This window comes from Victivallaceae bacterium (assembly GCA_036659455.1).
GTDB lineage: Bacteria > Chlamydiota > Chlamydiia > Chlamydiales > Chlamydiaceae > JAVXCN01.
Window position 1 is genome coordinate 459,385 of the sequence record JAVXCN010000001.1, and the last position, 23,321, is coordinate 482,705.

At 39.2% G+C, this 23,321-nt stretch carries 24 protein-coding genes and 1 other RNA gene; 19 read left to right on the forward strand and 6 right to left on the reverse strand.

Translation table 11 applies throughout. The features are described 5' to 3' along the window. The first annotated feature begins 70 nt into the window (after positions 1–70). The 12 genes from RSA43_02065 (at position 71) to RSA43_02120 (ending at position 10,240) form a co-directional block, all read left to right on the forward strand. A complete protein-coding gene (locus RSA43_02065) occupies positions 71–2,212 on the forward strand; it encodes a ribonuclease R (protein ID MEG2496074.1) in 2,142 nt (713 codons plus the stop codon). A 30-nt stretch (positions 2,213–2,242) separates the two neighbouring features. After that, positions 2,243–2,911 carry a DUF502 domain-containing protein gene (locus RSA43_02070; protein ID MEG2496075.1) on the forward strand — a complete coding sequence of 223 codons (669 nt, stop codon included), beginning with the start codon at positions 2,243–2,245 and terminating at the stop codon, positions 2,909–2,911. A gap of 97 nt (positions 2,912–3,008) precedes the next feature. Beyond that, on the forward strand, positions 3,009–3,182 hold the full coding sequence (locus RSA43_02075) for a hypothetical protein (protein ID MEG2496076.1): 174 nt from the start codon (positions 3,009–3,011) through the stop codon (positions 3,180–3,182). 14 nt (positions 3,183–3,196) lie between these two features. Then, positions 3,197–3,355, forward strand: a complete 159-nt coding sequence (locus RSA43_02080) for a small basic protein (GenBank protein ID MEG2496077.1) — start codon at positions 3,197–3,199, stop codon at positions 3,353–3,355. A gap of 25 nt (positions 3,356–3,380) precedes the next feature. Further along, a complete protein-coding gene (gene ybeY / locus RSA43_02085; GenBank protein MEG2496078.1) occupies positions 3,381–3,854 on the forward strand; it encodes an rRNA maturation RNase YbeY in 474 nt (157 codons plus the stop codon). Between the two features lie 7 nt (positions 3,855–3,861). Then, on the forward strand, positions 3,862–5,145 hold the full coding sequence (locus tag RSA43_02090) for a hemolysin family protein (GenBank protein ID MEG2496079.1): 1,284 nt from the start codon (positions 3,862–3,864) through the stop codon (positions 5,143–5,145). Positions 5,146–5,221: 76 nt separating this feature from the next. Then, positions 5,222–5,572, forward strand: coding sequence for an STAS domain-containing protein (locus RSA43_02095; GenBank protein ID MEG2496080.1), 351 nt, complete (start codon positions 5,222–5,224; stop codon positions 5,570–5,572). A 57-nt stretch (positions 5,573–5,629) separates the two neighbouring features. Next, a complete protein-coding gene (locus RSA43_02100; GenBank protein MEG2496081.1) occupies positions 5,630–7,498 on the forward strand; it encodes a DUF3604 domain-containing protein in 1,869 nt (622 codons plus the stop codon). A 20-nt stretch (positions 7,499–7,518) separates the two neighbouring features. After that, positions 7,519–7,728 carry a hypothetical protein gene (locus RSA43_02105; GenBank protein ID MEG2496082.1) on the forward strand — a complete coding sequence of 70 codons (210 nt, stop codon included), beginning with the start codon at positions 7,519–7,521 and terminating at the stop codon, positions 7,726–7,728. Next, on the forward strand, positions 7,685–8,815 hold the full coding sequence (locus RSA43_02110) for a CofH family radical SAM protein (GenBank protein ID MEG2496083.1): 1,131 nt from the start codon (positions 7,685–7,687) through the stop codon (positions 8,813–8,815). The genes RSA43_02105 and RSA43_02110 overlap by 44 nt, the downstream gene beginning before the upstream one ends. A 71-nt stretch (positions 8,816–8,886) precedes the next feature. Further along, on the forward strand, positions 8,887–9,576 hold the full coding sequence (locus RSA43_02115; protein MEG2496084.1) for an MqnA/MqnD/SBP family protein: 690 nt from the start codon (positions 8,887–8,889) through the stop codon (positions 9,574–9,576). Next, positions 9,554–10,240, forward strand: a complete 687-nt coding sequence (locus RSA43_02120) for a ubiquinone/menaquinone biosynthesis methyltransferase (GenBank protein ID MEG2496085.1) — start codon at positions 9,554–9,556, stop codon at positions 10,238–10,240. Before RSA43_02115 ends, RSA43_02120 begins: the two co-directional genes overlap by 23 nt. Here the strand turns inward: RSA43_02120 and RSA43_02125 are convergent. The 3 genes from RSA43_02125 to RSA43_02135 all read right to left on the reverse strand — a co-directional run bounded on the left by RSA43_02125 (position 10,227) and on the right by RSA43_02135 (position 12,666). Then, the gene (locus RSA43_02125) at positions 10,227–11,216 is read right to left on the reverse strand and encodes a UPF0158 family protein (protein ID MEG2496086.1); all 990 of its coding nucleotides are present in this window, start codon (positions 11,214–11,216) and stop codon (positions 10,227–10,229) included. The genes RSA43_02120 and RSA43_02125 overlap by 14 nt on opposite strands. An 86-nt stretch (positions 11,217–11,302) precedes the next feature. After that, positions 11,303–12,088: a diaminopimelate epimerase gene (gene dapF / locus RSA43_02130; protein MEG2496087.1), complete on the reverse strand. Its 786-nt coding sequence runs from the start codon at positions 12,086–12,088 to the stop codon at positions 11,303–11,305. Beyond that, complete coding sequence (locus RSA43_02135; protein ID MEG2496088.1) at positions 12,082–12,666, reverse strand: ATP-dependent Clp protease proteolytic subunit; 585 nt, start codon at positions 12,664–12,666, stop codon at positions 12,082–12,084. Before RSA43_02135 ends, dapF begins: the two co-directional genes overlap by 7 nt. Before the next feature lie 522 nt (positions 12,667–13,188). On the opposite strand from RSA43_02135, the gene RSA43_02140 reads away from it, so the two are divergent. Both RSA43_02140 and RSA43_02145 read left to right on the forward strand, forming a co-directional pair. Then, entirely contained in the window at positions 13,189–14,433 is a 1,245-nt protein-coding gene (locus RSA43_02140; protein ID MEG2496089.1) for a hypothetical protein, read from the forward strand. 354 nt (positions 14,434–14,787) lie between these two features. Then, a complete protein-coding gene (locus tag RSA43_02145) occupies positions 14,788–16,239 on the forward strand; it encodes a hypothetical protein (GenBank protein MEG2496090.1) in 1,452 nt (483 codons plus the stop codon). Positions 16,240–16,287: 48 nt separating this feature from the next. On the opposite strand, the gene RSA43_02150 is transcribed toward RSA43_02145, so the two are convergent. Next, complete coding sequence (locus RSA43_02150) at positions 16,288–17,787, reverse strand: glycine hydroxymethyltransferase (GenBank protein MEG2496091.1); 1,500 nt, start codon at positions 17,785–17,787, stop codon at positions 16,288–16,290. Positions 17,788–17,819: 32 nt separating this feature from the next. Here RSA43_02150 and RSA43_02155 point away from each other — a divergent pair, with 32 nt between their 5' ends. The 5 genes from RSA43_02155 (at position 17,820) to RSA43_02175 (ending at position 20,999) form a co-directional block, all read left to right on the forward strand. Beyond that, entirely contained in the window at positions 17,820–17,954 is a 135-nt protein-coding gene (locus RSA43_02155; GenBank protein ID MEG2496092.1) for a hypothetical protein, read from the forward strand. 481 nt (positions 17,955–18,435) lie between these two features. After that, entirely contained in the window at positions 18,436–19,089 is a 654-nt protein-coding gene (locus tag RSA43_02160; protein ID MEG2496093.1) for a uroporphyrinogen-III synthase, read from the forward strand. A gap of 153 nt (positions 19,090–19,242) precedes the next feature. Further along, entirely contained in the window at positions 19,243–20,010 is a 768-nt protein-coding gene (locus RSA43_02165) for a zinc ribbon domain-containing protein (GenBank protein MEG2496094.1), read from the forward strand. Between the two features lie 39 nt (positions 20,011–20,049). After that, an RNA gene (rnpB, locus tag RSA43_02170) (RNase P RNA component class A) lies at positions 20,050–20,480 on the forward strand. Positions 20,481–20,483: 3 nt separating this feature from the next. After that, the gene (locus RSA43_02175) at positions 20,484–20,999 is read left to right on the forward strand and encodes a hypothetical protein (protein MEG2496095.1); all 516 of its coding nucleotides are present in this window, start codon (positions 20,484–20,486) and stop codon (positions 20,997–20,999) included. Here RSA43_02175 and RSA43_02180 read toward each other — a convergent pair. Beyond that, on the reverse strand, positions 20,976–21,983 hold the full coding sequence (locus RSA43_02180; protein ID MEG2496096.1) for an SIS domain-containing protein: 1,008 nt from the start codon (positions 21,981–21,983) through the stop codon (positions 20,976–20,978). The genes RSA43_02175 and RSA43_02180 overlap by 24 nt on opposite strands. Before the next feature lie 29 nt (positions 21,984–22,012). Then, on the reverse strand, positions 22,013–23,290 hold the full coding sequence (locus tag RSA43_02185; protein MEG2496097.1) for a dihydrolipoamide acetyltransferase family protein: 1,278 nt from the start codon (positions 23,288–23,290) through the stop codon (positions 22,013–22,015). Between the last annotated feature and the right edge of the window lie 31 nt (positions 23,291–23,321).

Below are 23,321 nucleotides of genomic sequence, written 5' to 3' on the forward strand. Positions count from 1 at the left end.
TTTTTTCTTTTCGAAGAAAACCGATATCCCGATACTCCTTCTTTACACTGTTTAAAATCGGAGCAGACAATTGGCCCGCACAAATAAAAAACATGCAGTCGGTTATAGGAAGAGAGCAAAATCATCTCAGAAAAAAAATCGCATAATAGTCAGGGGAATTTTGATCATCAATACCCGACGAGGTTTCGGATTCCTTCATCCCGAGAAAGCTTCCGAGATTAATTGCGACATTTTCATTCCTGAAAGAAATTTAAAAGGAGCCATGGACGGAGATTTGGTGGAAGTTGTCGTAGTGCTACCGGAAAACGTCACTGCACCTATGCGATTGAAAGGAAGCATAAGTAAAGTCGTCAGTTCTTCCAGAAATCAAACCGTTGCTACTATTACGGAAATTTTTGGTCCTTTAAAAGCCTCTTGTTACATACCTGCACTTAGCTTAAGGAAAACGTATCCCATCGATCTGGAAAAGGGACGAACCTATCGTCAAGGCGACCAAATTCTAATCCATCTTCCGGAATGGACTCAAAAACCTCCTAAACAACGTTCGTTCTTCATGAAATCTTTCATCGGAAATATTGACGAACCTATACACGACTTCTCAATCATTAAAGAAGAATTCAAATTAAAAGAAGAATTTCCTGAAGAAGTACTGAAAGAAACCCTGAATTTTTCCGAATCCTGCATCTCGTTACAAACGGAATCTCGTAAGGATCTTAGGAAATTACTGTGTTTCACCATCGATTCGGCTTCAGCAAAAGATTTTGATGATGCCGTCTCTTTGGAAAAAGACGCTAACGATAATTATATACTGGGAGTCCATATCGCAGATGTTTCTCATTATGTAAAAATGAACTCCTTTCTGGATTCGGAAGCAAGAAGCCGCGGCAATTCCACCTATTTCCCCGATAAAGTCATCCCGATGCTTCCGCATAAATTATCCGATAATTTGTGCAGTCTGAAACCTGGAGTCGATCGATTGGCCGTTTCCGTATTCATGATTTTGAACGCAAACGCGCACCCGATGGGATATGAGTTTCATAGAAGCATTATTAAAAGCAAGTATCGAATGACTTACGATGAAGTCGATGCTATCATCGAAAAAAAATCAACGCATAAGGCCGCTCAAGAAGTTCTCGCCATGTTCGAATTAAGTCAAAAACTACGTTCGGTTAGAGAAGAACGAGGCTGTATCAGATTTACCCTACCCTCCTTTTCTCTTAAATTGAACGGAAAAAAAGAAGCTATAGCTTTAGTACCGAATAAACAAACCGCTTCACACGGGTTAATAGAAGAATTCATGTTGAAAGCCAATGAAGTCATTGCCTCTCATTTAAACGGACGCGGTATTCCTATTCCTTTTCGGGTTCATGAAGAACCCGAACCGAACGGATTGAGTAATTTTCGCAGACTCATTACTTCCTTGGGATTCTCATTAACCCTAAATGCTACTCAAGAGTTCGATTATCAATTGCTGTTGCACGGAGTAGAAAAACATCCTTTAGGGCCTTTCATACATTCTCATTTCGTAAGAAGCATGAAAACGGCGTCTTATTCGACCGATAATAAAGGACATTACGGTTTAAAATTGACGGACTATACGCATTTTACAAGCCCTATTCGAAGATATTCGGATCTTATCGTGCATCGACTTCTCTTCGATGAAAAATCCGTAGATCAAGAAACATTGGAAGATATCGTAAAAACCTGCTCCTTACAAGAAAGAGTTTCCGCAAAAGCCGAATTCGGTTTTTGTAAAATTAAAAAATTAAGACTCCTAAACCGTCAAATAGCCGGTAAACGCGCAGGACCTTATAAAATTATCATTATCGATTTAAAACCCGAAGGACTCGTTTTCGTAGCACCCGAATTATATCAGGAAGATATGATACCTTTAATCGATCTACCCGAAAATCTGAGAAATATCGCTTCCAAAAAACAAGATGCTCCCGAAAAAACGGCTCTTATCGGACAATCGGCAGAAGTATTTATCGAAAAAATCGATTTAATTACTCAAACGATTTTTTGGACTTTGGGACAAATAGACGCCGAGCCGCTCTTAAACGAAAATATTAAAACTTCGAAAAAAAAGAAACCGCTTAAAAACAAAACCGGCGAAGCATTGGGTTTTTCTCGTAATGGCAGAAAAAATAAAAAAACCGGTAAATTTCGTACCGACCGGAAAAATTCAAAGTCGGATAATTTAAACGGATAGGAATTCTTACCCTATGAGGACGACTACAATATGAAAAAATATTTTATTACCGGATTAATAATCCTTCTTCCTTTAGCGGTTACCGTCGTTTTTATAGGATTTATACTTAATTTTTTAACCCAGCCTTTTGTCAGTCTTGTATCCGGGTTTTTTGAAAAATTTCCTTTGTATGCTCACAACCGTGCTTTACTGGGATTCGTTTTGCAGATCGTGCTCTTATTCGGTCTGTTTTTCTTTACCGTCCTTCTAGGCTTCCTAACTCAGCTCATGGTTTTTAAGTCTCTGTTATCGATTTACGATAGAGTTCTTCATCGAATTCCGATTATAAAAACGATTTATAAAGCGGCTCAGCAAGTTATGAAGACCATTTTCGGGTCCTCTTCGCAATCTTTTAAGGAAGTCGTCATGGTACGTTTTCCTACTCAAGACTCTTATTGCATAGGCTTGGTAGCCGGAAACGCTCCGATTCACTGTCAAAAGGAACAAACCGGGTTGGTAACCGTCTTCATTCCGACAACCCCCAACCCGACTTCGGGATTCCTGGCCTTGTATAAGAAAGAAGATATTAAGTATTTGGATATGAAAATAGAAGACGCGTTTAAGTATATTATCTCTTGCGGAGTTATTTGCAGTGCGGATCCATCTAGTAATACGAACAAAAATAATCCTTTCGAAGAAAAAAGCACTTATTCACCTTGAAAATTTGTCATTGATAGATTAAACTCCAACGTGTTTATTGAGATAAATTTCGACGTTTTCGTTCAACCGTATCATTATTTGAAAAATTGGTGTAAGCATGACCCGTATGAGTAAACAAGCCAGAGAAAGGCATCGTTATCCTAGAAAAAGAAAGTTGGCCTATAAACCCGATATTCGAGCAATGACTTCCGATACAGCACCAATTGCTTATAAACATCATACAAATGCCGTTTCAGGCAACGAATTCGTCTTCATTCCTAAAATCAGTTGATCAAAGAGTAAGCAATGTCTCGACATAAAAGTTATGGAAAATCGATTAAAGGCACTAAAAAACGCAACGTTTTGAAACGTTTCGAACGTGTGGAAATTCTGAAACGTTTGGGTAGATGGAATCCGGACGCAAAGAAAATTACCGGTCTTCCTAAGACTCCGGTCTTGGAATAGATTTTTTAATAATATCGGTTTTTCTTTGAAAATATTGGTTTCGGATTGTCAGAATGCGGTGTCCGTTTGTCCTAAATCGGTCAAGTCCGTTGTTTCCGCGGTTCTTCGTTTTTTGGACGTATTTACGGACGAATTGTCCATCCGGTTCGTTTCTGAAGAAGAAATGTGTGATTTGCATTTACGTTTTTTTAATGATCCTTCTTCTACCGATACCATTTCTCTTCCTATGGATTTTCCTACTTCTGAAAAAACGGATTTTCACGTGTTGGGAGAAGTTTTTATAAATCCCCAAGCTGCCATTGATTTTTTGAATAGTCGTAAAACTGGAAAAAAATTCGATTTATATAAGGAAATTACTTTATACCTGGTTCATTCCGTATTACATTTGTGCGGATATGATGACGTCAATCATAATGACAGAAAAACGATGCGACTCAAAGAGTCTGAGATTCTTAATCTATTGCAAAACGACGATATCTTAATCACTTCAAAAACATAGGTATTGTATGTGGATTCCTTTAACGCTTGTTTTCTTTGCGGTTCTTTTATTTTTTTTCGGGCTCTTTAACCATTATCGATATTTTTTAAGTGATGTTTCTCCCACAGTTGACAATGAATTCCTCATTACTCCCTTAAAAAAACTCTTCAAGACATCCGACAATGCGAATATTTCGTTGTTACGATATAGTGTCATGGCGACTACGTGTTTACATTTTCTCAACGGCTATCTTATCGGAATTTTCGTTTATCGACTGTCATCCCTCAGCATGTTTTCAAAGACCGTTATCGTTTCATTAACTTTAGCGAACGGATTCTTTTTAAATTACTTTATGACTCGTATTTTTCCGTTGCTTGCAAAAAAATTGTGGAAGGTCTCTTATTATATCTGTCTCCCTCCAATCGCTCTTTTTTCTTTAATCGATCTTTATTTATCAAAATTTCATGACTGCCGAACATACCCGAGAACCAAAGAAGAAAATTCATTGTTTCAAATTAGAGATCAACTCGTTAAAACCTTTACGGTTGCCGATCACAATGCTTCGGTAACCTCTTTAAATCTAAATCTTACGAAATCCATTCTGCATTTTAAGGAGGTAATCGTCAGAGAGACGATGATTCCTAAAGTTGACGTCTTCGCTCTCTCTGAAGATATCTCAATCAAGGCTGCCGTGACGGCTGCCGTAAAAGAAGGTTATAGCCGAATTCCTCTTTACCGAAAGTCTATCGATGCTGTTACGGGAACGGTACTTTTTAAAGATCTGCTTCGTATTTATAAAGAGTGTTGGGATGGTGTTATCTCACCGAAGATTTTAGAACAACCGGTATCGACGATAGCTAAACCCGCGTTTTATACTCCCGAACTAAAACAGGCGTCTCTTCTACTTCAGGAATTACGTCAACGACAAACACATATGGCAATAGTGGTCAATGAGTACGGAACCACCGAAGGTGTCGTTACGATGGAAGATCTTCTTGAAGAAATTGTAGGAGAAATACTGGATGAGTATGACACGATGCCGAGAAGACCTTTCAAGAAGATCGGTCATTCCTGGTTTGTAGACGGCAGAATGAACATATCCGAAGCAGAAGAAGCTTTAAATATTTCAATCGACACCGAAGGTCCTTACGACACCCTGGCGGGTCATGTGTTTCATAAGATCGGTTCATCTCCCAAAAAAGGTATGAAGATCCATCACGATAAATTCGATATCGAAATCCTAAGCTGCTCGGAAAGAAATATCGAGCAACTTAAAATCACTCCTCTTCAACACGAAACGGATAGCGAATAAAAAATTTCTGAAAAAATTCTTTTCAAAAACGCCCGATACAAGGAAATTGTTCTTAAAAGGCAAACTGGAAAGGCGGATGAGCGATTTTAAACAAGAAGATCACGGAAGCATATCGATTTTCTATCTAACGGGTAAATTGAACGGAATCACTTCGCCGGCAATTCAGGCCGCAATTTCTTCCGCAATAGAAAAAGGTGCCCATGTTCTGATTCTTGATTGCTCTCATCTCGAATATATGTCCAGCGCCGGAATCAGAGTACTCTTGCGAAGCTACCATCAAGCAGGTAAGGAATCTACAAAAATCGTTCTTACATCGGTTCCTAAAACTATCGAACAAACCCTGTACGTTACGGGTTTTCTGTCTTATTTTAAAATGTATAATTCAACCAGAGAAGCTTTAAAAGACCTTCAGAAAGACCGGAATTGAGAAAAACGCACTCTTTTTATATAATGCCGTTTTTCATAGTACCCGGGTATTATTCTCATGCGTCGGTCTGTTTGTTATACGGAACCTTCTTCCGTCAGAGCGGGACAAATTTCCACTTGGAGATTTTACTACAATCCTTCCTTTACTCTTCCTAAAGGGACTAAGCTTAAATTCGATATCCTTAGCGAAGGAAAAATGATCGATTGGGAAACTCCCTTGCTCGATCTCGGTCAGGCACAAAACGTTATTTATCTTGAATTATCCAACGGAACCGTAGTTAAAGGAAAAGGACTTAAGGTCCCCAAAAAGTTTGTTCCTCAATTCGAATTCGTTTTGCCGAAAGCGGTAGAAGCCGGAGATCCTCTTTGTATCGTCATGGGAGCACCTCCCGAACACACGCACAAAGATGAAACAGGAAACGGTGCTCAACTGTTTGTCCAAAGACGAAAACCTTTTTATCTTTACGTAGACGTAACCGGGAAAGGTCATTATGAAGAACCGGAGCCGTTTTCCTTAGATATCAAAGGTAACTTGCTCAAAACCATTAAGATCTTTACACCGTCTTTCGTATCGAGAAATAAAAGATTCGATATCACCGTAAGATTTGAAGATGAATTCGACAACCTAACCGGATTTGCTCCCGAAGACACTTTAATACAATTATCTTACGAGAATCTCAGAGATTCCCTGAGTTGGAGACTTTTCGTTCCGGAAACGGGATTCGTTATCTTACCTAACCTGTATTTCAACGAAGAAGGCGTTTATAAAATACGTCTTGAAAATTTAAATTCAGGTGACTGTTTCGTATCGCCGCCTATCAAATGTTTCCAAGACAACAATCAAATTCTTGTGTGGGGATTATTACACGGTGAATCGACGAGAATCGATGCTTCCGAAAATATAGAAGCTTGTTTAAGACATTTCCGAGATGAAAAATCCTATAATTTTTTTGCTTCGTCTCCTTTCGAATCCGAAGAGGAATTTTCACAGGATCTTTGGAAACTGATCTCACAAAACATCGCTGATTTTAACGAAGAAGATCGCTTTGCAACAATCCTCGGATTTCAGTACGTCGGACATCCCGGAGTGGAAGGTATTCGTCAAATTTTGTTTTCGAAAGACAATAAAAGTCTTCCGAAACAAAAAGATTCCAAAACCTATTCTCTCGCCAAATTATATAAAACGATTTCTCCGAAAGAGTTGATATCGATTCCTTGTATGACGGCTTCCGAAAGCTACGGTTTCGACTTTGTAGATTTCAACCCGGATTTTGAAAGAGTCGTAGAAATCTACAATTGCTGGGGGTCTTCCGAAAATACCGAAAGCGAAGGTAATCCGTACCCTATTAAAGGTAAGGAAAATGGTGCAAAGAGAGGAACGATTCTGGATGCTCTCAAACAAAATAAACGCTTCGGTTTCGTAGCCGGAGGGTATGACGATAGAGGCATTTACTCTTCTTTTTACGATAATGAACAAATACAATATCATCCCGGTTTTACTGCCGTGCTCTGCAATAAATATTCGCGAGATGCTATTTTCGAAGCTCTATACAACAGACATTGTTACGCTACTACAGGACCTCGTATAATCCTAGGTTTTAAGATTGCAGATATTCCTATGGGCTCCGAAATTAATATCTCTGCCAAGCCCGGACTTATGTTCAATAGGCATATTTCGGGTTATGTTGCCGGTACCGATATGATTAAAAAAGTGGAAATCATCAGAAACGGCGAGGTCTTACATACTTTTTATCCTAAATCCGATCATTTTGACTATGAATATGATGATATGGTCAGCTTATCGGATGTAACTTTGGAGAGCGGAGAAGATAAACCTCCTTTCGTGTTTTATTATTTGAGAATGTTCCAGGAAAATGCTATGGCTTGGAGTTCTCCTATTTGGATAGATCTCGATCAAAAGATGTAGTAAACAACGGCTGTTTTCGCATGAAGTTTTTAATAACCGTTTTGGTATCGGCTATCCTAGTAAGTATTGCAGGAGTATGTTTTTTAATCGGTTTTATGATATCCAAGAAAACCTTACAAAAAGGTTGTGGGAAAAAAAACTGTTGTCGTGATAAGGAGAAGTGTTATGGTCTCGATAAGAGATCGGATGAACTCGCAAAATCCCGAAAAGATGATTCCGATATTCAATGAACAACGTCATATCAAAAAATCACTTCTGAACATTCGGGATAAAATTCAAGATCATCAACGACTTTCATTTGAAGACGGACTGTCTCTTATTAATGAAAATTCTCCCGAACATATCAACTTCATAATTCGTTTAGCCGATCAGATCAGACAAGAACGAGTCGGTGATATCGTTTTTTATTCCTCAACTTTGTATCTGTATCCGACGAATCTATGTGTGTTTAATTGTTCATTTTGTTCATTTTATGCCAAACAAAAAACCAATCCGAATGCCTGGTTTTACTCTCCTCACGAACTTGTCGAAAAATTGAAACCGTATCTCGAATCTATTGAAGAAGTACATATCGTATCGGGATGTCATCCAAAATGCGATCTGGACTATTACTCTTCTCTTTTTTCTCTTATAAAAGAACAAAATCCCCGATTGCATATTAAAGGATTAACGGCTATTGAATACGATTATCTCACCAAACTCCATAATATATCTCTGACAACCGTTTTTCTGACCTTAAAGAAAGCTGGGCTGGATTCTTTACCCGGAGGAGGAGCGGAAATTCTAACGGATGCTGTCAGACAACGTATTTCTCCGCAAAGAATTTCTTCACAAGAATTTTTAAACGTGCATCGGACAGCTCACCAATGCGGGATCCGATCGAATATCACACTTTTGTTTAACCACATCGAATCTCCCACAGATATTATCAGCCATCTTGAATCCGTAAGAGCGACTCAAGACGATACCGGCGGATTTAAAACGTTAATTCCTTTAAAATTCGCTGAACACGGTAATGCTTTAGGAAAGCTACTTCGTAGACGAAGACATAGATTGCAAATTCCCATAAACCTTTTGTTTGCCGTTTCTCGTTTGTTTCTCGAAAACGTGCCGAACATTAAAGCTCTCTGGAATTATTTGGGTCTTGAAACGGCTCTTAATTTATTGTCCTGCGGGGCCAATGACTTATCTTCGACTCATACCGGAGAAAAAGTGTTTAAAATGTCCTATGACGGAGAAGTAATCACAATGAATCCTGCAGGGATGGAAGCATTAATCATAAAAAAAGGAAAGATACCTTGTCGAACCGGTTCATAAAGAGTCCGACCGCCTGGGGATGCGTTTCCTATCTTAATGCCTTACCGTTTCGTTTAAATTCTTCCTCAGATTTGCAAACGACCGTTATAACAGACGTACCGAAAAATCTTATGTATCGTTTTCTGAATGATGAATTCGATATTGTTTTAACGAGTAGCGCTTGTCAGTTCGTTTCCAGTGCTTCATATCTTCCGAACCTAGGCATAGCAGCTTACAAACAAATATTAAGTGTTAATCTTTACGCTAAAAAAGGTTTTTTTTCATCGGACAGAATTCTTACCGTAGGAGTAACAAATGAAACGGCATCCTCAGTAATACTTCTCAAAATTTTAGCGCATTTTCATCTGAAAATTTCGATTGTTACCGACGAGTTTCAATCACAAGACTATCATTCAAAATTTTATGACGCCGTACTTTTGATCGGCGACACGGCACTACTTAAGCAAACGATTCCCGGTTATGATACTTATGACTTAGCTCACGAATGGTATAAATTTACTCAATTACCTTTTGTTTTTGCACTTTTTCTGGTTAAAGATCGTATGTTTCTAAAAGAGCTGCAACAAATTCCGGAAACGGCTTTAAGGTTCGCGGAAAACAACGAAACACTCTTGTTAAAAAAAGCACGGCAACTATACCCGCAGTTTAGCTTAAGCATGTTAAAGGCTTACTATAAATTGTGCATCTACAGATTAGGTAAGGCCGAATTAAAAGGACTGGATAGGTATCGTCAACTATATGAAGACCTCCCCAAACACTGAAATACTCTTTAATAAAATCGCAAAAAAATATGATCTCGTTAATAACGTGTTGTCATTCGGTTTGCATCATATTTGGAACGCTCAACTACTAAAGCTTTTAAAGCCTAAGGGAATTTTATTGGATCTTTGTTCCGGAACAGGAAAAATCGCTTTCAAATTTCTTAAACAAAACCCTAAAAATCGAGCCATCCTGGTAGATTTTTCCGAAGAAATGTTAAATCAAGCTTTTCTCAAAGGCAAATCCTTTTCGTCGCGAATATCTTTGATCAAACAAGACGTTCATGATCTACCGTTCCCGGATTCATCATTCTCCTTTATTTCTTTAGCTTACGGATTCAGAAATTTATCCAATCCCGACATATTCCTCCGTGAAACGCACCGCATTCTTAAACCGGGAGGACAATTCGGCATTTTAGAATTGACAAACCCCAAAAAATGGAGATGTTTGCATAGCCGATACTTGAAGACAGGTACAAAAATCATGGGCTATCTAACGGGACAAAAAGAAGCCTATACTCATTTAAAAGACAGTATTCACAAATTCCCGGAAGAACAAGTCATATCTTCTCTTCTTAAAGCCAATGAATTTCATCTTATAACACATCGAACGTTTCTTTACGGAACCGCAACCGTTTGGATCTCAGAAAAAATTAACGCTTCTTAGACTTATTTTTTTTGACTTTTTTTACTTCCGGTTTGTCTTCTTCGAGGTCATCATCATCATCATCCCCTAAGAAAGAAACGCCGTTAAGGTTTTCGTCACCGAAATCCAACTTAGAAGAGATATCTTTCAAAGAAGCGAATCTTTCGGAAAGATTTTTCAATTGCGACTCTTCATCCGTACGCCCAATCCCTCGAAGATGAGCCAAAAGCTCCTCTTCGGTATCGAATTTTTCTGAAAAAGTGATCGATGATGCCGAAACTATGTTAGACAAAAACAAAAACCGTCTCGCTACTAAGGGAATTTGAGTATAAATGTCACTTGAAACGGTAGCTTCCGTTTCTACTTTAACGGATTGTTTCGGAGGTCGCCCTCTTTTCGGTCTAGGGTTCAAAGCTTCATTAGAATAATAAGTTTTGGCCTTGTTCACAAGTAACAACCGAGCCTGCATGACCTCTTTAGAAACTTTCGTATCGAAAAGATGAACTTTGATTTGTTCAAGCAATGATTTCGGAAAATCCAGATCTTCTTCAAAAATAAACTGAAATCGACTGTTGCGTAACCATTCGATAATGCGTATACGCGATCTTTCCACATAAAAAAGATGCCATTTTTCAAGTTCGGTTTCATGATCGTAAATAAATTCCAAGAACTGCTCACGAGCATTTTTAGACTGAATGACTTCCAAAAATTTTTCCTTAGTGTCTATATCATAAACTTTTTCATTTACAAAAGTTTCCATGAGCTTTTTGACTTCATAAAAAGTCAACTTGGGGATTAAGCAATACCTTTCCTTAGAAGATTCAAGCTCAGCATATATTTTACTCAGATCCTCCTCGTCTTTATCGAGATCGATATACAAAATAAATCCTTCAGCACGATCCAAATAAAAATCTCTTTCGTCATCGGATTTTGCAAAAGCATCCATCAATCGATGTAACCTGAGAAGAAGAGGATTTTGGGGCTGAGGATATTCCATTAAACGATCTCCGTCTTATTTACAGAAATTTAGATAAAGCAAGAAAAATTAAAGTAACCTATGTAAAAAGGCCATGTCAAATAATTTCAAACACAACAATTTTCAAAAGATTTTTCGGCAATTTTCACTGCCGGACCGTTACACAAAATCTTTTCCCATTTGTCGTCAAAAATAATCTCCAAGACTTCTCCCGCGTACGTTTTCATATCGATGGGAGAACCGATTCCATAGATCTTATTGCAAAAAAGAGCACCAGCCAACGCTCCGGTTCCGCAAGCGAAAGTTTCTCTTTCAACGCCTCTTTCATAGGTTCTCACGAGAAGTTCCCGACCGAAATTCTTAACTCCGGAAATAAAATCGACGTTTACCCCTTTAGGGGAAAAAATCTCATGATTCCGAATCTTAGAACCCAAAACGTTCACATCGACATCATTAACGTCAGCAACAAAGATAACGAAATGCGGAACTCCGGTATTAATAAAATGTCCTACAAATAGGTCTTCTCCTAAATCGACTACTATGTCTCTTTGGAGATCCCAAGAAGGCTTAGTCATATTAACGGAAATATAATCGGATCCTAAGTATAGAGCGTGGTAGATACCGAAACCGGACTCCATAACCACTTCTTTTTTACCCCATTTGGAATAACAGTAACGCGCCAAACAACGCAATCCGTTACCGCAAGATTCCGCTTCGGAACCGTCACGATTAAAAAAACGTACGAAAACATCCCCGACCGCACTTCCGCTTAACAAAAGCAATCCGTCAGTATCAAACCGGTCGCAAATGTCAGGAATCGATTCCTTACGAAAACATCCTTCGACGATAACAAAGGTATTTCCGGCTCCGGAATAAATCGGGTATGTTACCATAAGTCACCGTAAGAAAACAGGACTCCGTCCAACAATCCGAACTCTTTAGCTTCATCCGCAGACATCCATGTATCCCTATCAATAGCTTTTTCAATAATGTCCCGAGGCTTACCCGTACTTTCCACATATAAATTAACCAAACGGGCTTTCGTCTTTAAGATTTCTTTTGCATGAATATCGAGATCCGTCGCTTGACCCGTAATCGGCCCCCCAATAGACGGTTGATGAATCATAATCCTGGAATGGGGGGTAGCGAAACGTTTACCCGGTGCCGCTGCCAAGCTAAGTACGGAGCCCATAGACGCAGCTATCCCAGTAACAACAGTGGCCAAAGGCGATGTCATCATTTTAATTTGATCCCATACCGCAAAGCCGGCATCAACCGCCCCCCCAGGACTATTAATAACCAAAACAATAGGCTTACCGGGATCCGTCAATTCCAAAAACCATAATTTTCGAATGACATCGGCTGCACTTTTCTCCGTAACCGGTTCGGAAAATAAAATTCTCCTAGCGTCTAAAGCGACCGCATCCATAACATCGTTTAACTTTTGAAAATCATTATCCTTTTTCGGCATATGAGATATTCTCCTTGTGAATCTAGAGGGAATCGACTTAAGGACAAGCATCCGTAAAATCGGGTTATTTTTCAATAAAACACCGGATTTTTTTTAATTATCCGAAGAAATGACGTAAACGTATTTTTTAAAATTTAAAACTTAATAAAAACAATTACCGATTTTCTTATTTTATCAAAAAAATAACTATACAAACTTCCAATAGATAAAAACTAAAACATTAATTATAATGTTTATTGATTGAGAATTCTTTAACCCTTAAAGCAAAAAACACAAGATTACTTGTATGGCGTTAGAACGAGTCAGTTCAAGGACTCACCCCCCGCCCGCACCGAAAGATGCCTTCCTGCCGATAGGATTAAAATCGCTCTGTTTTGTTGTATAGGCCTTTTACTTGTCGTTGCCGTGATAGGATGGTTAACCCCAAACAAAGAAGAATAACCTAGGTAAACTCTTTACCAATCAAGATTGGCTACTTAAATTATAAGAGGTATTAACCTTTAATCGAGGTCCATGTAAATTATGAATACAACAGATCGTCAACATTCCTTACATTCGAATGAAGTTTCTTCTTACAACAATAATTGCCCATTAAGAAAATTTTTAATTGCTCGTAACCTGATGATACTCGGATTATTTTTATCAATTATTATCGGTGTTATTCTTCATTTCACTTTAGGCATTAATGTTTATTTCTTCATGATCCCTGCAGCAGTTTTTGCGATTGCCTTCGTCGCCCTTGCCGCTCAAATTTTTCGTCTTATCAACAAAAAAAAGGACCGTCCTTTAGAAGAAACTTCGTTACCCCCTTCTTCGGAATCTGAAGATGCACTTCAACCACCCGTTTCCGTTCCTTTAGATGCGGAACAAGATCTTTTAAAAGGAGTGTTACCGCGAACATTGGACGGCACGCTGTTTCATGTATCGCATCTTCTAAATAACGAGTGGACGAGAAGAAACCAACATAATCCCCAAAGCAGAGAATCCAGGGGATTTTGGGGAGAGCGTAAACATCGCTCTTCAGGTATCGATGTAGCTATGTGTGTGAATCCTTTTATTTATGCCCAACTACCTACTGATAATTCTGAGATCTCTTTACTTCAAGCCTTGATTACAACCACGGGAGAGTCTCTTAAACACCACTACGAGGAGAGGACAACCTTTATTTTTATTCCCGAACCCGACGCAGAACCGATACAACAAGCGGAACTCTCAGCCTCCGACAGGGAGGGTAGACCGATAATAAAAAGTAGAGCCTACATGACTTCGGGCACACTACCACTTATGGAGAATGAGGTCATATACTCCTTTGATCTTCCTCAAGCCACTCGTTATCCGTCCGTCGGTTGCATTGCAAGCCATGATCTGGCAGCGAAAACGAGACATAATCATTCTTGTTTTACGACAACCGGATTTTCGCAATTTATTATCGGAACAATGCCGTCGACGCAAAGAAATCCTGAATTAACGTTATCTGCGCTCTACCGTGCGATATATCAACTTTATATCAATGCTTTGAATGCAGTCAAACCTGACAAAGAATTGATTATTTTAACCAGGCCAAGCTTCCAGTATGATGAAGGAGCCGTAGATCGTCAAAGCCTGGATGAAAAAGACGCTTCACTTATGATCGAAGAGGAGGTATGTTTAGCGGCCGCTCTACAGGCCATAAACGATGCTTGCCATCAAGCTAATGAACAAGGACTTTTACTTAGTCGATGTAATTTCCGAATAATGAGCAATATCGTCAGCTCCACTTTAATATAGAGTAATGAATGTTTATCCAACTAATCGACTCCGTATTATCAATAACGACAAATCTTTTCGTAAGTAAAACAGGTTGAGAAAATGTTTTTGATTCCGACTTCAGAGCATGCAATATAATTAAGAAATCTTAACGCTATAGCACCATCCGTGGTATCTCATTTTATAATGATCGGCAATAAACGTTGTCCGAAAAACTAGATGCATGGATATAAAGAATGTTATAACAACTAATTAAAATCTAATAAATTGATATTAATAAAAACAATAATTAAAATGGAAGAGCGAATCATCCGAAGTTATTTAATATCGAAGACATTCGATGATTGAAAATCAATTAATTGTGTACTTAAATCTATGTCAATAGAAAATATCCAGGATCCCGTTTCTCAACCTTTTACTCAATCTGAAATACATCAGCTAAGACGTCTTGTAACGAGGCGCCGCTATCTCATGGGAGCAATGATTCTTTCATTAGTCTTATTTACTATCTTCATCCTCGTTACAGTTTTTATTCACTCTTCGCTTCTTGGTTCTATGATATCTGCAGGAATACTATTCTTCCTTGACATAATATTATTCGTTGTGTATTCAATCAAGATATGCCGTTTACTCAAAGGTCGCCCACTGCCCAATTTCAGGCCTTCAACAGCCCTTACCGGTTGCTTAAGAAGCTATGAAAACCTCTGTAGTCGTTTAGAAAATTGCTTTCGAAGTTGTACTTCCTGTGGAAGAGCTGCTCCGGCCCCTATTCGTGAACCGGAACCTCAACCTCAACCTCAACCTCAACCTCGACCTCAACTTCCTCTGGTCCTTGTTGTTGTTGAACCCCCTCATATTCATTTACCCCAGGAATCATATCCTCTCGATATTTTTAGTACGCGGCCCCTCCTCCCTCTTGCTACTGATGACAATGATTTTATACCCGGTACACTACCGACAACATTGGATGAAACAATAATATACGTCGAGCAAATGATAAACGTTGAATGGAATAAAAATTATTCATACATTCCACAAGCCATGAGTATTTCAGGGTTTAAAGGACAACGTACACATCATACCTTAAAGGTCGTCTCCCACTTGTTTGCCTGCCCGTTCTCTCTTTCCAACATAGCAAGAACAGACAGGCAATCTTTACTCGAACATTTGCTTGATTCTTCGGGGCTAGACGCTCCTTCTCCATACGCAACAGCTGCCGATCGTTACCATCAAACGGCACTCATCTTTATTCCGGAAAGCGACATCGGACCGACCCCTACAGATGCGTTGAGCACGAAAGTATATGGCCAGGAAGGAGGTATAGCGGCTTTCTTTCAGTACACCATCGCCGACGAATACGAACTTCCTGAAAGCACCCTTTTTCCGGAGCCAAATCAAGTCATAAGCACAAATCTAGCGCGTTATGGTAGCGCCGGAAGTCTATTTCCGGCAGGCTCCGGGTTTTCACAACTTATTGCCGGAACGGTGCCATCCTCGAGTCGAAATCCCACTATGACTCTTACTCAAGTGTATAGGAGTTTTTATCAGATATATACTGAGGCTATAGATAAAGTTCTCCCTGGGAAAACCGGAATCGTTTTAACCATTCCGGGATTTAATTATCACAACACAGGTGTGGATACATCTCCGATAACTGCAAGATGCCAAGTAAATCCTCGGTTATCTCCGGCAATCTCAATAGGTGACGAGGTGTGTTACGCAGCCGCTCTACAGGCGATAAAAGACGCTTGCTATCGAAACCCCATATTAAGCCGCTGTTGGTTCCAATTATTGTTTAACGCAACTGAGGCAGCACTCTTCATGTAGACAGATAACGGCAAAGAATAATCCGGTTATGCTCTAGCAAAACTCGGTTTAACCAACAGTGTTCAGCTGAGATAAAGCTCCCAAATCAATCTCCGGATAAACGGGATAATTCAAGAGGATCTCTTTAACTCTGGCTTTCAGAGCGTTCATTATCTTTTGCTCGGCTTCTCCTTCAGTTTTACTAGGGGTACCTTTAGGAAGTATCTTCGGTTTAATCGAAAAAATCAACGTAGCTATTATGTCCGCAATTTCATGCATTTCCTCAACACCCATACCTAAAGTAGTCAATGCGGCGAGTCCCAACCGCACTCCCGAAGTATGCCAGCCGGAATCGGTATCGAAAGGAATGGAATTTCGATTCACTATGATACCGATCCTGCTCAGGAAATTCTCGGCTATTCGACCTGAAATTCCGGTACTTCTAAGATCAATGATAACCATATGATTTTCGGTACCTCCGGTGAGCACCCTTAATCCGCAACTTTGTAGATCTTGAGCTAAAGTCATTGCATTTTTTACCGTGTTATGAGCATATGCCTTGAAATCCAACGTCAGCGCTTCCTTAAAAGCGATCAATTTAGCAGCAATAACATGCGGAAGAGGTCCCCCCATAACCATAGGACATCCCTTGTTTAAGACTTCGCCGAACTCCTTCTTAGCTAAAATCAAGCCTCCTCTAGGCCCACGTAATGTCTTATGAGTGGTAGCCGTAATGACGTCGCTATAAGGAATAGGATTTTCTTCTCCTCTAAAAACTCCTCCTGCAACCAAGCCCGCAAAATGAGCCATGTCAGCCCAAAGAACGGCTCCTACATCCTCGGCTATTTGTTTTAAAATAGCGAAATTCAAACGACGCGAATAAGAAGAATAACCGGCTATGATAATCAACGGCTTGGTTTCTTTTGCTCGAAGCGCAATAACATCATAGTCAAAAAGCTCCGTTTCAGGATTAATATCATAGGATTCGCAATGCAATAATTTAGAAACAATATTCAAACGAACACTACCGTGTGTCAAATGTCCTCCGGAATTTAAAGAAGGTCCTAAACAAACCCGATCACCGATCTCTTTCCTCAACGCCTGATACTCTTCCGAAGATAAAGCCTCCACTCCCTTTCTACCCAATTTCTCTATAAAAGGCAGTTGTACTCTAGAAGTTATAATACCTAATAAGGCGATTAAATTAGCATCGGCACCCGAATGAGGTTGTACGTTGGCGTACTCGGCATTAAATAATTCTTTGGCCGTTTCGGCACATTCCCACTCTAACGCGTCTACCTGCTCACATCCGGCATAGAATCTATGAAAAGGTATTCCTTCAGCATATTTATCGGTCAATAAATTGCCCATGGCCAATTGAACGGACAAAGAACTGTAATTTTCGGAAGCAATCATTTTCAAACGACTTCTTTGAGCTTGAAGCTCCTCGATAATTCGTAATCCTACTGAGGGGAACGTCTCCATAAGATGATTTAACGTCGCCAGATAGGCAACTCCGGCGGAAGTACGGCATCCGATTTCTTTTTTTAAATAATTTTCTAAAAACATAATAATCTCTCCTAAGGTACCGTTGGATCAGTATGAGCAACCCGTTGTTGATCTCTTTTTTGAAAGCCGTCGTCAAAGTCAATGAAGTCAACACGGAAAAACACGCCGTAATTTCCATAGTGACGGTTACCGAAAACAATATTGATGTTTTATTTCGACTCCCATAGCAAAATCGTCAAACGCCAAAATCATCGGATAACCGGAAGTCACCATTCTCCAAAACCTTATCCTTCAAAGGAATCGGAGATCAAACTTCTCCAAGAGCCGAAGCGATCATACGTAATAAGATCACTCAATTATTTCTAAACATGAGGCATTTGCCCTATAAATCCGGAAAATGCAGATTCATCCGGACAGGTGTAAGAGACAAGCATCGGTAAAATCGAGTTATTTTTCAATATGACATTGGATTTTTTTACTCGCCTGATGTAATCGGAGAAAATTTTTATTTATTTAAATAACCAGTAAAAATTAATCTGTGATTTCGGAAAAAGATACAAAGCTATCCGGCATCCATAGAGTGAGTTCGCACCGAAATAAGCGATTCCGTTACGGAAACCCGAAAATGCTTATTCAGCTAAAACGGTATTATTTAACCGACACGGAAATAATGCATATCCTGTCATTATTAAAATAATTATTCGGAAAATGAGAATCTACTTCGGGTTAAATGCCGCTAAGGCCTTATCTTATAAGGCTATTCATATTCCTCTTATACAAATAGCCCCTTATTCAAGCAAAAATCCTTTAATAAAAAAGGCCTTCTCCAAGTTTTACGAGTACTCTCACATAATTTTAACAAGCAGAGATTCATTAAAAATATTTTTAAAAAGAGCCGTTAAGGATTTCGGCGTCACTAAGCGGGAATTAAAGACGAAAATCTATATTCTCATAGGACAGACAACCGGCAATCGCTTGGAACAATTCGGCAATTTTCACTGCCTATATCCCGATCAACCGACCTCGGAAGAAGTTACGGTATTAATTAAGCGCATCGCACATCCGAACAATGTCTTTCTTTATCTCAAATCGGCCATCTCAAGACCGGTAATCGAAAATTTTCTTAGACAATCGAATTACCGACACACTTCTTTAGCCCATTACACCGTCCTTCCTAACAAGAAAATACGATTACCTCAAACAGGTAAAATTAAAGAAATGATTTTTGCAAGTCCTTCGGCAGTAGATATCTTCAAAAGATTGTATTCCGGAGAACGATCATCGCATATCAAATATTACGGAATAGGACCCATAACGGAGAAACGATTAAGGCAATTGGTTGATAAAAAAAATCTTTTATAAAAGTTTTTCGTAAAAAAACCAAGGTATGAAAAAGAGGCTTTACTTCTTGAAGAAAAATCAATAAAATTATCTCGTTTTCTTGTCACAAACGTTCTCGGATTACCGTAATCGTAAGACAAATCGCAGGTAGTTTAGGTATATATAAGGAATCTTATGCATAAGTCTCTCAATGTCATTCTAAACATTCAGGAACTTGACATCAAAATGATCCGTTTGATGCGAGTTAAAAAAGAGCACCAACATGAGATGACTAAGGTGCATGCTCTCAAAACCGACATCAAACAAAAAGTCTCGGAAAAAGAAACCGAACTCGTTGAATTGAAACAACAGATTCAATTGGGAGAAAAACAAATTCAAGAAATAGAAGCCAGAATTTCCAAGCTGGAAGCTCAGCAATCTGCGGTCAAGAAAATGGATGAATTCAATGCTCTTACCCAGGAGATGGCTTCTACGGGTAAAGAAAGAAGAAATCTTGAACATCAGCTAAGCGATTTGACCGACAAGCTGGCAGCTGAAGAAGATCTTATCGTTTCTTTAAAAGAAAATCTTGCCGTTACCGAAAAAAACAACGCCGCTATCGAAGAAGAGATTAATGAAAGCGTCAGAAAAATAAACGACGAAGGACGTTCTTTGTTGAATGAAAGAGAGGCTTTGGTTGCTTCCGCGGACCAAGAATTTTTCAAAATTTATGAGAGATTATTGAAAAACAAAAAAGACCGAGTCGTCGTTCCTATAGAAAATCGTGTTTGTAACGGTTGTCACATCGTATTAACTCCACAACATGAAAACCTGGTCAGAAAGAAAGATCGCTTAGTCTTCTGTGAGCATTGTTCTCGAATATTATTTTGGCAAAAGAGTTCCGAACAGGTTTCCGAAGGTGTCATAGGCGTTAAGAGACGAAGGAGACGTACGTCTATTTAAATTCTTGATGAAAAATTCTTGTTGTCTTAAAATTTAGAGCTGGGAAGAGGGACAATCGCTGTTTCGAAAGGTTGACGTTTTTTGCTTCGATCTTGACGAATAGAGGAAAGTCTGGACTTCGTAAGAAAGGATACCAGAGAAATCCTGGGGACCGTAAGGTTACGGAAAGTGCAACAGAAAATATCCCGCCGGTAAAATGCCTTAAAAATTTTTCCGGGAAGGCTGAAAATTTCGACTTAGAGAGTCGAAGACATAGGGGTGACCCATTGTCCTGCAAACCCTATCCGAAGCAAGAAGGAAAAGTTTGTGTGTATTCTGCACGGTTTTGAGACATTGGAGCTAAACCGCTTTTCCGAATCGCTTGAGGGCCTCGGTGACGAAGCTCCTAGATGAATGATTGTCGTTGTAACAAGAATTGTTTTTCAGTTTTTAGTGCAATACAGAATCCGGCTTACTTTCTTCCCCGATTTTAAATGGCTTTAATATTTTCAACCATTCCTTCAGACAAATTATCTTTAATTCTTAAAAGAAGTTTTTTACGCTCTCTTCCGGGTATTTTTTTCATTCTTTTGTCGGCTTTTCATATCCGATTTTCTCGTTTGTATTTTTTATTTGGAATGGTAGCAATACTAAGAGGTTTTAAACCTTTTTTTTCGATTCGCTCTCTTGAAATATGTCCCCACTCACTTGTTCTCGATCAAGATAATCTGTGGTTTAATTATCAAAAAATACCTCTTCTTAAAATACGATTGGATAATATTCAGGATATTGTTTACCGAGAGACTAAGCATACCTACGGAATCACTTTAAGGATACGTTCTACGACAGCCGTATCTTTATTAACAAAAAATAGAACTATGATATCCGTAATCAAAAGATTGATTTCAACCGAAGGGAGTAAAATTGAAATATTCCTTCCTCATTTTACTCGGTCGGCTTTATCTCGATTAAAGCGAAATTCCGAGCTACATGAGACTGAGACGAACTAAATCATGCATTCTTACTAAACCTATTAAACGTTTATCCCACTTGGAATTCACAACGGGAAGGACCATCACCGGTGAAATTTCGTCTTCCATTTTATCAACAGCTTCATTCACAACGGCAGATTTCGTTACGAATCGAGGAGAGGAACGAACCAGCTCCGACATTCGTTTTTTAAGAAGACCGTCACCGAATTTTTGCAGTGCCCGTCTCAAGTCACCATCCGTAAAAATGCCGAATAATTCTCCTTTATCATTAATCAGAATCAAACAACCACAGGCGCCGGAAGAAAAAACCGATATTACTTCGCCTAAAGGATTATGAGGAAAACAAACAGGAACTTTATCAAGAGGAATCATGACATCAATAACCTTAACGTTTGCTCTCTGACCGATCTGTCCTTGAGGATGATTGGAACCATAATCTGCCAAAGTCAATTTTCTTATTCGTTGAACCGCAGATACAATCAAATCGCCCACCATTAACTGAAGCTCAGAAGAAATCGTAGGGACTAAATTAAAAGGACATAGTTCTTTAAGGGAGGGTATTAAAACGGATATGTCGGACACCAAAGCAAGTGCGGAGGAACCCGAAGACGTGATAGAGCAAACAACGACATCTCTAGTTTTTAAATAAGGGACGACATTTAAAATTTCCTTCGATTCACCACTTTTACTTAAAAAACAAACGGCATCTCCCGGATGAAACAAACCCAAATCTCCGTGTAAAGCATCGGCTATAGAGAAATAAGTGCTTTTTTCTCCTAAAGACATCAAAGTCCCTGCGATTTTTCCGGCTACATAACCGCTTTTACCGACACCTGACCAAAAAAACATTCTCCGATCTTCCAACAGACAATTAATTAAGGAGTAACATCTTTCTGCTTGAAAAAGATTATAGAATCGATTGATTTCGTGTCTTTGACAGTTTAATAAACTATCCAAACACTCTTTTATTAAAAAAATTTCGGAATCAAGTCTCTGTTGCATGCCTACCGTTATAAAAATTCATAGCCGGATTACCCCAGAGTAACAGATTCCAGACGATTTTTAAAAGCCGTTAAAAATTCACTCCCGTAAATACCATCCAATACTCGATGATCAAAGGTAAGCGTGGTATACATCAGCTTCCTGATAGCCAAAGAATCATCATCTCTCACTACAACCCTCTTTTGAATCGTGCCTATTCCCAAAATCGCTACTTCGGGATGTCTGATAATCGGCATCCCAATCAAAGCTCCTGTCATACCGAAATTAGTGACCGTAACGGTTCCTTCCTTAACTTCCCACGGATCCAATTTTCCTATCCTAGCTCGGGAAGATAAATCCGCTAGAGACTTAGCTATACTTACTAAACATCTATCTTGACAATTCCTGATAACAGGAACGACCACACCTTCTTTGTTAAGATTGACGGCCACCCCTACGTTAATGGATCGTTTAACTACAATCGTCGATCCGTCAAGCGATCCGTTTAAAAGAGGAAAGTGTCCGAGAGCTTGACTTAAACACTGTAAGATGAAACTCGTTATGGTTAATTTAACACCGTGAGCTTCCATGAATCTTGTTTTCTCTTCGCCGATCAAATTCATTAAATCGGTCACGTCTATATCCACAACCAAAGATGCATGCGGTACTTCGTCCGATGAGCGAGCAATGGAAGAAGCAATAGCTTTTCTTAAAGGAGACATCGGTATCCGATTTTCTCCGGCAGATAAATTAGAAGGATCCGTTTCCTTAGAAACACTTGACGGCGTGCAGGATTGATGTCGATATCCTAAATAACGATCCAAATCTTTCCTTGTCAATCTTCCGTCTCCTCCAGTACCCGGAATCGTTCGTAAAACGTCCATGCTAATGCCCTCGCGAAGAGCTAAATTAAGAACTGCAGGAGAAAAATAGGCGGATGTCGATCCCGTTACAGGACTATCTTTAGGTGCGTTTACCGATTCTCGTTCGGTAACGAAAGATTCTGCGGAAAAGAGTTCATTCACAGGTTCCGATTCATTACTGACAGAATTTTCGACATTCGTTGAGGAGACTCCATCATCGACCATCATCGCAAGAGGTTCTACAAGAGCTAAGACCGTTCCGGGAAAAACTTCTTCTCCTTCCGGATATAAAATCTTAGCAACTCTCCCGGAAACCGAAGAGGGTAGCTCGGCAGTAATTTTGTCCGTTGAAATTTCTATAAACGCTTCGTCGACCGAAATCAATTCACCTTCTTTTTTCAACCAACGAACTATTATACCCCCTGAACCGGTCTCTCCCATCTTAGGAAAAATAAACTCGAACATATCCTAGGCCTTATTAATAAACTTCATTTTC